The sequence below is a fragment of the Streptomyces sp. 8K308 genome, from assembly GCF_004348315.1.
Lineage (GTDB): Bacteria > Actinomycetota > Actinomycetes > Streptomycetales > Streptomycetaceae > Streptomyces.
This window is the reverse complement of the sequence record NZ_SMKC01000006.1, coordinates 55028-69340: the sequence shown is the minus strand read 5'-3', so window position 1 is coordinate 69340 and position 14313 is coordinate 55028. Positions and strand designations below refer to the sequence as shown.

General features: G+C 71.3%; 15 protein-coding genes. 7 read left to right on the top strand and 8 right to left on the bottom strand.

Annotated elements, in window-relative coordinates:
* Together E1265_RS02275 and E1265_RS02270 are read left to right on the top strand one after the other, a co-directional pair.
* The coding region (locus tag E1265_RS02275; protein ID WP_132928491.1) for a C40 family peptidase at positions 1-404 on the top strand (404 nt) is incomplete at its 5' end.
* Positions 405-599: 195 nt separating this feature from the next.
* Entirely contained in the window at positions 600-1358 is a 759-nt protein-coding gene (locus E1265_RS02270; protein ID WP_132928490.1) for a phosphatase PAP2 family protein, read from the top strand.
* 66 nt (positions 1359-1424) lie between these two features.
* Here the strand turns inward: E1265_RS02270 and E1265_RS02265 are convergent, their stop codons facing one another.
* Positions 1425-1622 carry a hypothetical protein gene (locus tag E1265_RS02265; RefSeq protein WP_132928489.1) on the bottom strand — a complete coding sequence of 66 codons (198 nt, stop codon included), beginning with the start codon at positions 1620-1622 and terminating at the stop codon, positions 1425-1427.
* 82 nt (positions 1623-1704) lie between these two features.
* Here E1265_RS02265 and E1265_RS02260 point away from each other — a divergent pair, with 82 nt between their 5' ends.
* On the top strand, positions 1705-2529 hold the full coding sequence (locus E1265_RS02260; RefSeq protein ID WP_207930921.1) for a hypothetical protein: 825 nt from the start codon (positions 1705-1707) through the stop codon (positions 2527-2529).
* Between the two features lie 19 nt (positions 2530-2548).
* On the opposite strand, the gene E1265_RS02255 is transcribed toward E1265_RS02260, so the two are convergent.
* On the bottom strand, positions 2549-2905 hold the full coding sequence (locus E1265_RS02255; protein WP_132928488.1) for a metal-sensitive transcriptional regulator: 357 nt from the start codon (positions 2903-2905) through the stop codon (positions 2549-2551).
* 115 nt (positions 2906-3020) lie between these two features.
* Between E1265_RS02255 and pstS the strand changes: the two genes are divergently transcribed.
* The 4 genes from pstS (at position 3021) to pstB (ending at position 7016) form a co-directional block, all read left to right on the top strand.
* Positions 3021-4118, top strand: a complete 1098-nt coding sequence (gene pstS / locus E1265_RS02250) for a phosphate ABC transporter substrate-binding protein PstS (protein WP_132928487.1) — start codon at positions 3021-3023, stop codon at positions 4116-4118.
* 114 nt (positions 4119-4232) lie between these two features.
* On the top strand, positions 4233-5135 hold the full coding sequence (gene pstC / locus E1265_RS02245; RefSeq protein ID WP_243740476.1) for a phosphate ABC transporter permease subunit PstC: 903 nt from the start codon (positions 4233-4235) through the stop codon (positions 5133-5135).
* Positions 5132-6208 (top strand): phosphate ABC transporter permease PstA, encoded by a 1077-nt coding sequence (gene pstA / locus E1265_RS02240; RefSeq protein ID WP_132928485.1) that lies wholly within the window; start codon positions 5132-5134, stop codon positions 6206-6208. The genes pstC and pstA overlap by 4 nt, the downstream gene beginning before the upstream one ends.
* Before the next feature lie 28 nt (positions 6209-6236).
* The gene (pstB, locus tag E1265_RS02235; protein ID WP_132928484.1) at positions 6237-7016 is read left to right on the top strand and encodes a phosphate ABC transporter ATP-binding protein PstB; all 780 of its coding nucleotides are present in this window, start codon (positions 6237-6239) and stop codon (positions 7014-7016) included.
* A gap of 259 nt (positions 7017-7275) precedes the next feature.
* Here pstB and E1265_RS02230 read toward each other — a convergent pair whose 3' ends face one another.
* The 6 genes from E1265_RS02230 to E1265_RS02205 all read right to left on the bottom strand — a co-directional run bounded on the left by E1265_RS02230 (position 7276) and on the right by E1265_RS02205 (position 13972).
* Positions 7276-10578 (bottom strand): S8 family serine peptidase, encoded by a 3303-nt coding sequence (locus E1265_RS02230; protein ID WP_132928483.1) that lies wholly within the window; start codon positions 10576-10578, stop codon positions 7276-7278.
* Between the two features lie 270 nt (positions 10579-10848).
* Entirely contained in the window at positions 10849-11844 is a 996-nt protein-coding gene (locus E1265_RS02225; RefSeq protein ID WP_132928482.1) for an inorganic phosphate transporter, read from the bottom strand.
* Positions 11845-11851: 7 nt separating this feature from the next.
* Positions 11852-12472, bottom strand: a complete 621-nt coding sequence (locus tag E1265_RS02220) for a DUF47 family protein (protein ID WP_132928481.1) — start codon at positions 12470-12472, stop codon at positions 11852-11854.
* 92 nt (positions 12473-12564) lie between these two features.
* Positions 12565-12906: a DUF2516 family protein gene (locus E1265_RS02215; protein WP_132928480.1), complete on the bottom strand. Its 342-nt coding sequence runs from the start codon at positions 12904-12906 to the stop codon at positions 12565-12567.
* A gap of 236 nt (positions 12907-13142) precedes the next feature.
* On the bottom strand, positions 13143-13574 hold the full coding sequence (locus tag E1265_RS38530; protein WP_243740474.1) for a hypothetical protein: 432 nt from the start codon (positions 13572-13574) through the stop codon (positions 13143-13145).
* On the bottom strand, positions 13571-13972 hold the full coding sequence (locus E1265_RS02205) for a helix-turn-helix transcriptional regulator (RefSeq protein WP_132928479.1): 402 nt from the start codon (positions 13970-13972) through the stop codon (positions 13571-13573). The genes E1265_RS38530 and E1265_RS02205 overlap by 4 nt, the downstream gene beginning before the upstream one ends.
* Positions 13973-14313: the final 341 nt, after the last annotated feature.

Sequence of the window (14313 nt, the reverse complement as noted above, 5' to 3'; positions counted from 1 at the left end):
GGGGTGGGCTGCCACCGCTGGAGCAGGCCGCGGGGGCGGTGAACTTCGCGCAGGAGCACCTCGGGACGCCGTACCTGTGGGGTGGCGACGGTACGCCGGAGGACGACGGGCGGTTCGACTGTTCGGGGTTGACGAAGGCGGCGTTCGAGTCCGTCGGGATAGAGCTGCCGCGCGTCGCCAACGACCAGTGGAACAGCGGGCCGCACCCGGACCGGTCCGAACTGCTGCCGGGGGACCTGGTGTTCTTCGCGTATGATCTTCAGGATCCACGGAGCATCCACCATGTCGGCATCTATGTCGGCGGCGGGTACATGATCAACGCCCCTTACACCGGCGCCACGATCCGCTTTGACCCGATTGATTCCCAGGATTACTTTGGGGCGACCCGCCCCACGGCAGGGTGACGCCGCCGTCGCACCGGGTGATGTCCCGGGCCGAACGAGGCAATCCGTTGCTGTTCGATAACGCTGTGGTGATCTTTCGATGGACACCGGCACTCTGGGGGATGTAGTTGGCGTTACCTGTACCGGAACAGGGGCTCCTCAGCCCTGTCAGCCTTGACAGGGTCCCCCCACAGCACGAAGGGGCCGCAACGGCACATGGTTGGACTCGATAACCCCGACGTCGAGTTGGACATCCTCTACGAAATCAACGGACTCGCCAGCCGGTTGCCCGACTGGGGGCGGAGCTTTGTCTCGTTCGTCGGCGAGTACGGCATTCCCGTCGGACTCGTGCTGCTGGTGGTGCTGGGCTGGCTGCTGGTGCGGCGGCGGCCGGACGCGCCGGCCGCCGTGGCCGGCGTGCTGTGGGCCGGTGCCGCGGCCGGGGTGGCGCGGCTTGTGAACATCCCGATCAGCGAGTTCGTGGCCCGGCCGAGACCCTTTGTCGACCACCCCGACCTCGTCGTGCTGGTGGAGGGCAAGCACGGCTGGTCCTTCGTCAGCGACCATGCCAGCGCGGCCATGGCCATCGCCGTCGCGCTCTTCCTCGTGCACCGGGTCCTCGGCCTGATCGCCTTCGCGCTGGCGCTCACCCAGGGCTTCGCCCGGGTCTTCGTCGCCGTCCACTACCCGACCGACGTGGTCGGCGGCTTCGCCCTCGGCATGGCGGTCGCGCTGCTGCTCGCGCCGCTGGCGATGGCGGCGCTGACGCCACTGGTGCGGGTGGTTTCGAGCAGCCGCGGCTTCGGCTGGCTGGCCGCCGCGCCGAGCGCGCCCGGCGCGGCGAGTGCGCCTGCCGCACCGAGCGCGCCGGGGCAGGCGGCGGGCGTGCCGGCAGCAGGCGGCGGTGCCGCCGCCGACCGGCCGGAGCCGCGCCCCGCGCCGTCAGCGCCATCCGGTTCCGGAGTCGCCGCCTGAGCGCTCCGCCGGGAGCGCGGGTGCCCGACCGCGGCCGACCGCCCGTGTCCGCGTGGCCATCGCCGGCTAGGCGCACGGCGGCGCCGCCTCGTGGGCCGCGGCCTCGTCTCTGGCCAGCGGGCGGGAGCGACGGGCCGGGCCGTACCAGCCGCAGCTGCAGCGCGGCGCCACGAACGGGCCCCGTTCGGCGAGCGTGACCCGGTGCTCGGCCACCAGCGCCGTGCCGTCCGCCGAGGGTTCCTCGACTTCACCTTCGGTCTGCACGACACCACCGTAACGGCCGCCCCCGGGTCTCGTTAGGCGATACGACTCCGAGGCGACCAGGTGCTGGGGGTGTCGGCTGACCATGGGGCAGACCAGGGCGACCACCACGGGAATCGCGGCGCGCGCCGGGCGCGCCGGCTGCGCGGGGCTCATCTCCGCCGTGCTCGCCGGCACCGTATCCGGATGTTCCGGCACCGGCGCCGCGGCGGACGGCACGGCGCGGCGGCAGGCCGCCGAGGTGGTGCGTCAGGTCCCGGATCTCCTCGCGGAGAGCGGGAGTTCCCAGGCCACCACGGACATGCGGATGGCCTCGGGCGGCACCTGGATCACGATTCACGGAGAAGGCGGGTTCGACTACGCCGAACGGCAGGGCGCGCTGCGGATCACGCTGCCCGAGGGCGAGCCGGTCACCGAGGTGTTCGTGGCCGGCGAGCTGTACATGAAGAACCGGGGCGCCGGGGTGCCGGCCGACAAGTGGGTGCGGATCGAGGTCACCGACCTCCCCGACGGCAACGTGGTCACCGGCGGCGCCACCGACCCGATCACGGCCGCCGAGCTGCTGCGCGGCGTCGCGTACGCCGCCGACCTGGGGTACACCGAGGTGGACGGGCAGACCCTGCGCCACTACCGGGGCGTCACGGACATCGCGGTCGCCGCCGAGGCGGCGCGGGGGCCGGCCGGCGAGCAGCTCGCGGCGGCGGTGGACGGGTTCACCCACACCGAGGTGCCGTTCGACGCCTACCTCGACGACCAGGGGCTGCCGCGGAAGATCAGGCACCAGTTCAGCTTCGCCAGGGGCGGCGAGTCGGTGGAGGTGGCGTCCACGGTGCTGCTGCACGACTTCGGGGCGCCGGTGCGGGTGGAGCTGCCCGAGCCGGAGCAGGTGTACACCGGCACCGTCGAGTAGCGCGCGTGCGGCGCGGGGGTCAGGTCCGCAGCAGGCGGGCGATCGCGGCGGTGGCCTCCTCGATCTTGGCGTCGATCTCCGGGCCGCCCTCCTGCGCCGCGTGGGCCACGCAGTGCCGCAGGTGCTCCTCGAGCAGCTGGAGCGCGAACGACTGGAGGGCCTTGGTCGAGGCCGACACCTGGGTGAGTATGTCGATGCAGTAGACGTCCTCGTCGACCATCCGCTGGAGGCCGCGGATCTGGCCCTCGATGCGGCGCAGCCGCTTGAGGTGGCTGTCCTTGTCCTTGCTGTAGCCGTGTGGGCCCGCCGGGTGTGCGGCGGGCGCGCCCGTCCCGGCCTCCTGCGTTTCGGCCGTCGTCGCGTCGATGGTGGTCATAATGTTGCCTTCCGGCTCTTATACCCCTGTCGGGTATAGCGTAACGAATGGGCGACGGACCAGACGATGGCCGGGCAGTATGGTACGAGCGGCCACGGGAAGGGACTGAGGGAGAGTGAAGCTACGCCTCGGCGCCGTCGCGCTGACCGGTGCGCTGGCCCTCACCGGCTGTGGATCCGATGACAACTCCAGCCTCCCCGGCGCCCTCGACTTCTCCCTCGACCATTTCCGCTGCGGCCCCGAGGGCACGTTGCTCGCCTCCGGGTCCTCCGCCCAGGCCAATGCCATGGAGGTCTGGGTGAACACCTACCAGACCAATTGTGCGGGCAGCCAGGTCAACTACAAGGCCACCGGCTCGGGCGCGGGCGTTCAGGAGTTCCTCCAGGGGAACACGGCCTTCGCCGGCTCCGACACGCCGCTGACCGAGGCCGAGATCGAGGAGTCGCGCTCCGTGTGCCGGGACGGCGGGCGGGCGGTCAACCTGCCGATGGTCGCCGGGCCCATCGCCGTCGGGTACAACCTGCCAGGCGTCGACGACCTGGTGCTCGACGCCGAGACGTTGGCCCTGGTCTTCGACTCGCGGATCACCCGCTGGAACGATCCTGCGATCCAGCGGCTCAACCCGGACACGGAGCTGCCTGACCGGCCGATCACCCCGTTCCACCGCTCGGACAGCTCGGGCACCACGGAGAACTTCACCAGCTTCCTGCGCGCCGCCGCGCCCGACGCCTGGCCGCACGAGCCGGACAAGGCGTGGCGCGGCCGGGGCGGCCAGGCCGCCGACGGCTCGTCGGGGCTCGTCGGGCAGGTGCAGCAGAGCCCCGGCGCGATCGCCTACTTCGAGCTGTCCTACGCGCACCGCAATGACATCGCCACCGCCCGGCTCGACACCGGCGCCGACCGGCCGGTGGCGGCCACCGTGGAGCACGCCGAGCGCGCCATCGCCGAGGCCCGGGTGGTCGGGCGCCGGGGCGACCTGGCGCTGGAGCTCGACTACACCAGCACCGCCGGCGACGCGTACCCGATCGTCCTGGTCACCTATGAGATCGTCTGCGACCGGGGGAACGAGCCCGAGACTCTCGGCCTGACCAGGGCCTTCCTGCGCTACACCGCCAGCGATGACGGGCAGCGCGCGCTCGCCGAGATCGACTACGCGCCGATCGCCGACCGGATCATCGACCAGGTGCGCGAGCGCGTCGACGCCATGGCCTGACGGCTCTCGGAGGGACTCGAGGCAGTGGACACCCGGAACACCGGCAACACCGGCAACACCGGCAACACCGAAAGGCAACGCGCGAGCGGCGACGTCGTCCGGCTCGGGGACCGCGTGTTCAGCGGCCTCGCCAGGGGCTCCGGCATCGTGCTGCTCCTGGTGATGGCCGCGATCGCGGTCTTCCTCACCACCCGCGCGGTCATCGCGATCAGCCGCGACGAGGGGAACTTCCTCACCACCTTCGAGTGGGACGCCAACGCCGACCCGCCGGTCTTCGGCATCGCCGTGCTGCTGTTCGGCACGGTCGTCAGCTCGGTGATCGCGATGGCCCTCGCCATGCCGGTGGCGGTCGGCATCGCGCTGTTCATCTCGCACTACGCGCCGCGCCGTCTCGCAACCCCCATCGGCTACCTGGTCGACCTGCTGGCCGCCGTGCCCAGCATCGTCTACGGCCTGTGGGGGGCGCTCTACCTGGTGCCGCGGCTGACCGGCTTCTACGAGTGGCTGGACCATCTCTTCGGCTGGACCGGGGTGCTCTCCTACGACGGCACGCCGGCCCGCTCGCTGATGACCGCCGGCATCCTGCTGGCGATCATGATCCTGCCCATCATCACCAGCGTCACCAGGGAGATCTTCCGGCAGACGCCGCGCGCCCACCAGGAGGCGGCGCTGGCGCTCGGCGCCACCCGTTGGGAGGTGATCACCACCACGGTGCTGCCGTTCGGCCGCTCCGGTGTCGTCAGCGCCACGATGCTGGGTCTCGGCCGGGCGCTCGGTGAGACGATGGCGGTGGCGACCGTGCTGTCGCCGAGCTTCCTGATCAACGCCAGCCTGCTGGAGTCGGGCGGCGGCACCTTCGCGCAGAACATCGCCAGCCAGTTCAAGGAGGCCACCTCGATGGGCCGGGACGCGTTGATCGCCTCGGGGCTCGTCCTCTTCCTGCTGACCCTGCTGGTCAACGGCCTGGCCCGGCTGATCATCGCGAGGCGCCGGGAGTACGCGGGGACGGTGGTATGAGGGGGCGTCTGGTGGAGCCGGCGGCCGAGTCGCGCCCGGTGGCCAGGGCGGTGCTGCGGCCGGCCAGGCTGCCGCGGTGGGCGCTGGTCGCGCTGCTGGTCGGCGCGCTCTCCTTCGGCACCGGCGTCGGCCTGGTGGTCGGCCTCACCAGCCGGGTGCAGTGGGGGCTGATCGCGGGCGTGGTGTTCGTCACCGCGACGTTCTGGCTGACCTACCGGATAGAGGGCAGGCGCCGGGCCGTCGACCGGCTCGCCGCGCTGCTGGTGTGGGCCTGCTTCGCGGTCGCCGTGCTGCCGCTCGCGGCGCTGGTCTGGGAGACCGTCTCGCGCGGCGTGCCGGGCGTCAGCTGGTACTTCCTCACCCACTCGATGAACGGGGTGCTCAGCTGGCAGTCGGGCGGCGGCGTCTACCACGCGCTGCTCGGCACGGTGCAGCAGGTGCTGCTGGCGTCGGCGCTCGCCATCCCGATAGGGCTGATGACCGCCGTCTACCTGGTGGAGTACGGGCCGGGGCGGCTGTCGCGGGCGATCACCTTCTTCGTGGACGTGATGACCGGCATCCCATCGATCGTGGCCGGTCTCTTCGTCCTCAGCCTGTGGATCATGACGCTCGGCTTCGGCTACTCGGGCTTCGCGGGTGCGATGGCGCTGGCCGTGCTGATGCTGCCGATCGTGGTGCGGTCCACCGAGGAGATGCTGAAGCTGGTGCCCGACGAGCTGCGCGAGGCGTCGCTCGCTCTCGGGGTACCGAAGTGGCGCACTATCGTGAAGGTGGTGCTGCCCACCGCGCTGGGCGGGATCACCACCGGGGTGATGCTGGCGCTGGCCAGGATCGCCGGTGAGACGGCGCCGCTGATCCTGCTGGTCTTCGGCAACGCGATGATCAACGGCAACCCGTTCGAGGGTGCCCAGTCCTCGCTGCCGCTCTACGTCTACGAGCAGTGGGGCGCCGGCACCGAGTCGTCCTACGACCGGGCGTGGGCGGCGGCGCTGGTGCTGATCGCGTTCGTCATGGTCCTCAACCTGGCGGCGCGCGCGGTGGCGCGGTGGAAGGCGCCGAGGACCGATCGTTGACGGAAGACGGAAGGGAGACGCCCCGCACATGGCCAAGCGCATCGACGTCAGCGGGCTGACCGCGTACTACGGCGCCCACAAGGCGATCGAGGACATCTCGCTGCACGTCGAACCCCAGGCGGTCACGGCCTTCATCGGCCCCTCGGGCTGCGGCAAGTCGACGTTCCTGCGCACCCTCAACCGGATGCACGAGGTGACGCCAGGCGGCCGGGTCGAGGGGAAGGTGCTGCTGGACAACGAGGACCTGTACGGTCCAGGCGTCGACCCGGTGGCGGTGCGCCGCACGGTCGGCATGGTCTTCCAGCGGCCCAACCCGTTCCCCACCATGTCGATCTACGACAACGTGGCGGCCGGCCTCCGGCTCAACGGCGGCCGGATGCGCAGGTCCGAGCTCGACGCGGTGGTGGAGCGGGAGCTGCGCGGCGCCAACTTGTGGAACGAGGTGAAGGACCGGCTGAACCGGCCGGGCTCCAGCCTCTCCGGCGGCCAGCAGCAGCGGCTCTGCATCGCCAGGGCCACGGCGGTGGCGCCCGACGTGCTGCTGATGGACGAGCCGTGCTCGGCGCTCGACCCGGTCTCCACGCTGGCGATCGAGGACCTGATCGACAAGCTGAAGGCCGAGTACACGATCGTCATCGTCACCCACAACATGCAGCAGGCGGCGCGGGTCTCGGACCGGACGGCGTTCTTCAACCTGGCGGCGGTGGGGGAGCCCGGTCGGCTCGTCGAGGTGGACTCGACGGCGAAGATATTCTCCAACCCCTCCGTGCCGGCGACCGAGGACTACATCTCGGGCCGCTTCGGCTGACAGTTGCCTGCCGGCGGCTGAGCGGCGTGACCGGCGGTGGCTGGTGTTGTTGGCTGGCGGGCCGGTGTCTGGCCGGGGCTGAGCCGTGTGTTCGGCTGTGGCCGGCCGGTTGTTTGGCCGGCGTCGTCGTGGCAGCCGGCCGCAGGCCACCGGCCCCGTCGTGGCATGTCTGCCACGACGGGGCCGGCGGTGGTCAACCGGCGTGACCGGCGCCCTCCGCCGTCAGTCGCCGAACCGGCGGAGCCCTTACGCGGAGCCGCTACGTGCGGTAGGCGTCGATGATGGTCTGGGTCGTGGTGTTGCCCTGGCCGTCGACGGCCTCGGCGTGGAAGGAGACGCTGCCGCCGGCCTCCGGGTTGGTGACGGTCAGCGCGCCGTCCTCCACCGGGGTCTCGGCCCAGGTCTCACCGCCGTCGTAGGAGACGGAGACGGTCAGCGACTGGAGGTTGCCGTCCGCGCCCGTGCCCTGGACGGTGACCGGCACCTGGACGGTCTCGCCGGCCGGGCCCGTGCTGTCCAGCGCCAGCTCCGGGGTGTACCGGATGGCGGTGGCCGGCAGCGCGAGCTCCTCATCCTCGCTGACCGGGGCCGCGGTGAACGTGTAGGAGGCGGTGACCTCCGTGGTCACGTTGGCGCCGACCCCGTCCCGGCTGGCCGTGGTGACCAGCTCGTACTCGGCCTCGCCGGCCGGGAGGTCGAAGCTCACCCAGTCCAGGTAGTCGCCGTCCGCGGTGGCGTACTCCTCCCCGTTCCGGTAGAGGGTGGTGGAGGCGGAGTCGAAGACGCTGTCGCCGGTGTGGCTGGCGCCGTCGCCGAACGGGTTGACGACGCCGAGGAGCGTGCTGCCCCACAGGAACAGGCCCTCGCCCTCGTTGATGGCTGGCCCGAAGACGCCCACGTTGAAGGTCGTCTCGTAGGTCTCGCCCGGCTCGTAGGTCTCGTAGCCGCTCCAGTAGTCCGTCTCGACGTTGCCCTCGGCGTCCAGCTGGAGGAGTTCCTGGGACCAGGCGCCGGCCGCCGCCTGCACGTACACCTCGGTGGTGTTGGGGATCGGCCGCGCGATGGCGCCGCCGCCACCTCCCGTGTCCGACGAGGTGAGCAGGAAGCCCTCGCGGTCGGCCAGCGAGGCGCCCTGGTGGGTGGTGATCCGGGCGAGCTCGTAGGCGCTGACCCGCTTGCGCAGGCCGGTGTAGAAGGAGCCCTCCCTGGTGTCCTGCAGGTGGTACTCGCGGTCGTCGTTCACCCAGTCGGAGCTGGCGCTCGAGTTCAGGGTCCAGCCGTCCGGCACGTCCCCGACCTGCGCGGTGTGCAAGCCGTCCGGGAGGGCACCGAAACCGATGCCGATGCCCATGCCGGAGTCCTCGTTGTCCAGGGCGAAGCTCGCACCGACGCCGACCTCCTCGGCCGAGTAGTCCGGGCCCGTCAGTGAGATGCGGCGGGCGTCGGACGCGTCGACGGTGAGGGTGGTGTCCTCGGTCAGCTCAAGGGACGGCTGGAGCAGCCAGTCCGCGGCCGTCAGCTCCTCCGAGTCCGGCTCGAAGTAGTAGATGGTGGTGTCCAGCTGGTACCGGCCCTCGGGCAGCCGGGTCGAGGTCGTGCCGTCCTCGCCGGGGGCGAGGTAGGCGCCCTCGGAGAAGTCGTCCAGACCCTGGACGTAGGTCTCCCAGCTCTCGGCCGGCTGGCCTGAGCGGTCGGTGACCTCGATGGTCAGGTCGAACATCTCCTCCTCGCGGAGGACGGAGCCCGAGGTGCGCACCGTCTGGCCCGGCTCGCCGCCGGTGGCGGTGACCCACAGGGTGTAGGCGCCGTACTGGTCACCAGCCGCGGTGGAGGCGGTGACCGGCACGGTGGCGGTGGCGCCGGCGGGGACGGTGACCTGGTCCGCGCCGAGGGTGAAGACGCCCTCAGGGGCCGTGGTTCCGTCGGGGGCCAGGGCCTCCGCGGTCAGGTCGAGGGTGACGTCCGCGTCGCCGAGGTTGCGGTAGGTGAGCTCCCGGGTGATCGGCTCCGCGTCGTCGTGCGGGAACGGCACGACGCCGAAGGTCAGCGACGTGGTCTCGGCGATCACGCTCTGTGTCAGGGCGGCCGGGATGTCGACGCGGCCGGTGCCCTGCTGCATCGGGGTGTAGCCGTCGGCGCGCTGGGTGGAGGCGGTGAGCGCGGCCTTGAGCTGCTCGCCCGTCCAGTCGGGGTGCGCCTGGGCGAGGATCGCCGCGGCGCCCGCCACGTGCGGGGTGGCCATGGAGGTGCCGGAGATCGCCACATAGCCGTCGGCGACCGGGGTGCCCTCCTGCGCGATGACGCTGCCGGGGGCGGCGGCCGCGCCGATGTCCACGCCGGGCCCTGTCAGGTCGGGCTTGACCGCGGCGTCCCGCAGCCGGCCGCCCACGGACGAGAAGTCGGCGAGCTGGTCCTGCTTGTCGACCGCGCCCACGGTCAGGGCCGACTCGGCGGTGCCCGGGGTGCCGATGGAGTTCTCGAACGGGCCGTCGTTGCCCGCCGCGATCACGAACAGCGTGTCCGACGTGGCGGAGAGGGCGTCGACCGCCTCCTCGAGCGGGTCGACCTCCGTCGTGGCCCACCCCCCGAGGGACATGTTGACGATGTCGGCGCCCTGCTCGACGGCCCACTCCATGCCGGCGATGATCCCGGAGTCCCAGCCGCCGCCACTGTCGTCGAGCACCTTGCCGTCGAGCAGCCGGGCCCCGGGCGCGACACCGGTGTAGGTGCCGTCCGAGTGGGCGCCGGTGCCGGCGGCGATGGAGGCGACGTGCGTGCCGTGGCCGAAGTGGTCCTCGGCGTCGGTCGCGTCGGAGAAGTTCTGCTCGGCGACCACCTGCGGGGTGACGTCCTCGTGGTCGTCGGAGATGCCGGTGTCCAGCACGGCGATGGTGATGCCCTCGCCGTCGTAGCCGGCCTCCCACGCCTCGGGCGCGCCGATCTGCGGGACGCTGGTGTCGAGCGACGCCTGAACCCGGGCGTCCAGGGCGATGGACTCGATCTGGGGCGCGGCGGCCAGCCTCATCTCGTCGCCGGCCGGCGCGGTCAGGTCGTTCCACAGCCCGGCGAGTTCGTCCTCGGCGACGACCAGCGCCTCGCCGTTGATGGCCTCCAGCGTGGTGGCCGCCTCGTCCTGGGCGCTGAGCAGGCCCGCCTGCCGCTCGCCGGCGTAGGTGACGATCACGCCGAGGCCGTCGCGCTGCCGGTACTGCTCGCGGCTGAGCTCGGTGACGTTGAACAGCCGGCGGTCGAGCGTGCCGTCGGCGATCAGCGCCTGCACGTCGGCCGGGATGACGTGGGTGGCGCCGTCGATCTCCATCACCCGGACCGGGACGTCCTCCCGGCCCTCGGCGCGGATCAGGCCGGCCACCGTGCCGTCGGCATCGAGGACGACCTGGTCCCCCGTGATCAGTGCGATCCGCTCGCGGCCCCGTTCGGCGCTGCCGAACGTGTCCCCGGCCGGTATCTCGGCCGCCGTGGCTAACCCCCCGGTCAGGGTGGCGACAACCGCGGCGCACGCCACGACGACCGCCGCGCGCGAGCGCTTGGTTCGCTTTCTCAACTGGCCCCCTAGCTAGATGAGTGCGGGGCTCTGAGTGGCCCCAAGAGATAAGAGGCGCTGAGGGGGCCATCGCGCTGCGTCGTCGCCTGTGTGGAACACGTGAGGATTTGGTGTGCGGGCGGGCTGGTGCTGGCCGAGCCGGCCGGGCGCCTGGCGGCGCCGGCACGGGACGGCCGGCCTTCGCCGGCCCGGTGCCTCGCCGTGCGGGTGACCGCGTGTCCGGGCCGGTCGTGGCACCGGAGTGCCTTCGGGGCCGTGCCCCGTCAGGGGTCAGACCAGAACGTGGATCACCGCGTAGGTCGCCGCGGCCACGGCGCCGGCCGCCGGCATCGTGATGAACCAGCCGGCCACGATGTTCTGCGCCACCCGCCACCGGACCGCGCTGATCCGCTGGGTGGCGCCCACGCCCGTGATCGCCGAGGTGATCACCTGGGTCGTCGAGATGGGCGCGTTGAAGACGTAGGAGGCGGAGTAGAGCACCGAGGCCGCCGTCGTCTCGGCGGCGAAGCCGCGCGGCGGGTCGAGCTCGATGATGCCACGGCCGAGCGTGCGCATGATCCGCCAGCCGCCGGCGTAGGTGCCGAGCGACAGCATGCCGGCGCAGGCCAGCTTGACCCACGCCGGGATGCCGTCCGACTCGTCCTGCACGTCCGCGATGACCAGCGCGAGCACCACCACGCCCATCGCCTTCTGCGCGTCCTGCAGGCCGTGGCCGAGCGCCATGCCGGCCGCCGAGACCGTCTGCGCCATGCGGAAGCCGCGCTGCGCGCGGTGGGGGTTGGCCCGCCGGAACATCCAGAGGATGCCGACCATCACCAGGTAGCCGAGCACCAGGCCGATCAGCGGCGAGACGAACATCGGGATGACGATCTTGGTGAGCACCCCGTCCCAGTGCACGGCCGAGGTGGCGGCGAGCGCGGCGCCGATCATGCCGCCGAACAGCGCGTTCGAGGAGGAGGACGGCAGCCCGAAGTACCAGGACACCATGTTCCAGACGATCGCCCCGAGCAGCGCGGCGAACAGGATGGCCATCCCGTTGTCGCCGCTCGGCGTCTCGATGATGCCCTCGCTGACGGTCTCGGCCACGCCGCTGCCGAGGAAGGCGCCGGCCAGGTTCATCAGCGCGGCCATGCCGAGCGCCACCCGGGGGGTCAGGGCCCGGGTCGAGATGGAGGTGGCGATGGCGTTCGCAGAGTCGTGGAAGCCGTTGGTGTAGGTGAAGAAGAGCGCCGTGCCGACGACGGCTATCAGGCCGAGCGTGTCCACGGTGGGCTCAGGACTCCTTGACCACGATGGTCTCCACCGTGTTGGCGACGGCCTCGAACGCGTCGGCCGCCTCCTCCAGCACGTCCACGACCTGCTTGAGCTTCATCACCTCTATGGCCTCGTACGAGCCGTTGAAGAGGTGGGCGAGCAGTTTGCGGTGGATCCGGTCGGCCTGGTTCTCGAGCCGGTTGACCTCGATCCAGTACTCGCTGAGCTGCTCCATGGTGCGCAGCCTGGGCATGGCCTCGGCGGTGAGCTCGGCGGCCCGGCCGAGCACCTCTATCTGCTGCTCGACACCCTTGGGCAGCTCGTCGATCTCGTAGAGGACGACCAGGTCGACGGCCTCCTCCATGAAGTCCATGATGTCGTCGAGGGTGGAGGCGAGCCGGTAGATGTCCTCACGGTCGAAGGGGGTGATGAACGAGGAGTTCAGCCGGTGGAAGATGGCGTGCGTCGCGTCGTCGCCGGCGTGCTCGGCGGCACGCATCCGTTCGGCGATCTCGACGCGCGTGGTGGCGTCGGACCCCAGGAGCTCCATGAGCAGCTTCGAGCCGCTGAGAACGTTGTCGGCGGCCGTGGCGAACAGTTCGTAGAAGCTGGTCTCCCTCGGGGTCAGGCGAAATCGCACTACGGTTCCTCTGGCGTTCATCGGCGGGTGTCCCCGCCGATGCTAGAGGCAGAATCCAGCCAGGGCCATGTGTGGGGGTGCGGGGTGGTCTGTCACCGGTTGCCGTTGTACGGGCCGTAAGGTCCGTCGCTGCTGCTCCAGCCGCCGCCACCGCCCCGGCCGCGCCCGGTGACCGCCTGGAGCGCCGGCCGCACGTCCACCAGGTAGACGATGGTGGCCACGGCGCCGGCGAGCACCAGCAGCATCATGGGGAGGACCAGCTGCACGGCGACCGTGATGCCGAGGATGATGAGCCAGAACGGCTTGGTCTGCTTGTCCGCCGCCCGGTAGGCGTCCTCCCGCTGCAGCGCCGCGTGCACCAGCGCGAAGATGCTGAGCAGCAGCAGCCCCAGAAAGATGAAGCTGAGCAGAGAGCTGAAGCCTGACAGGAGCATGCTGTCCACCACCAATTGGTCATCGCGAGGTTCACATCCACGGTACTGGCCAGACCCGTCACCCGGTAATGGTCGCGCGCGGCCGGGCTGGCCCGGCCGGGCCAGCCCGGCCGGCCTGGGTGGGGTCACGTCCTCGCTGGCCGGCCTCCGCCTGGATGACGTTGACCGCGCCGGCGGGCGCTGGGCGGCTGGCCAGGCGGGCCCGGCCCTCGGCCAGCCGCTTCGTGGGCTGTCGGTCAGGGCCGCGGGGGCGTCTTCTTCACGGTCGTCTTGCGGGCCGTGGTCTTGCGCGGCTTCGGCGCCTCCGCCTCCGCCTCGGGCGCGGGCTCGCGAACCGGCTCCGGCTCGGCGCGCTCCACGACGACCACCGGCTCCTCGCCGGAGTCGGCGCGGCGCCGCTCCACGACCGAGCGGCCGCGTTCGGCGAGGCCGTCGTAGGTCTCGCGGGCCTTCACGGCGTACTCGAGGGCGATGCCCACGCCCTGCATGGCCACCTGCTGGGCCTGCTCCCGCAGCTTCGGCAGCCGCTCGGGCGCCTGCTCACGCAGCCGCTCGAAGGTGGCCGGCAGTTCGCGCAGCTTCTGCGCGGCCAGGTCGGCGGTGCCGGCGGCCACGTAGACGGGCGTGGAGCTGGTCAGGGTCTTCCTGAGGTCGTCCGTGATGGTCATCGAGGGTTCTCCCTGTGTTGCGTGTGTTCCTGCTGGTGCTCCCGGCGGAACGAGTCGTAGATCTGGAGCAGCGCCTGCTTCTGCTGCTCGGTGAGATGGGGATCCGCCCGCACCGCCTCCGGCACGCCGCCGCCGGCGGCCCGCTCGCCGTCCGCGCCGCCCTCGGCGCGCTCGTCGAGGATGCCGGCCTGGACGTACAGCGTCTCGGCCGAGATCCGCAGCCCCTTGGCGATCTGCTGCAGGATCTCGGCGCTCGGCTTGCGCAGCCCGCGCTCGATCTGGCTCAGGTACGGGTTCGACACCCCGGCCGCCTCGGCGAGCTGCCGCAACGACAGCCGCGCCTGCCGGCGTTGCTCCCGCAGGAACTCGCCGAGATTGCCGACACCGAGTGAGGCCATGCGCCCAGCGTGCCGCACCTTGCTAACGATTGCAAGCGACCTGCTTGCGACAGTAATCGCGGCGCGGTGTGACTGTTCACGCTGGTGGGCCACTTTCCAGAGGCGTTGGCCAGTCTGAGCAGAGAACTGGCCAGTCTTTGACCTGTCGCAGGGAAAGCGAGGCAACTGGTCTCACATCTCAGTCGACTTCGGGCATCTTCGGTGTTGTCTTGATCAACGCGACGTACTGGCCGCTCTCGCCGTCCACGGTCGTCGCACCTGGTCAGCGGCGAGTGAGGGTGGGTGGACGCGGAGGACTTCTGGCTTGAGTACGTCGATATTCGGGGTGAGCTGCGTCGGGG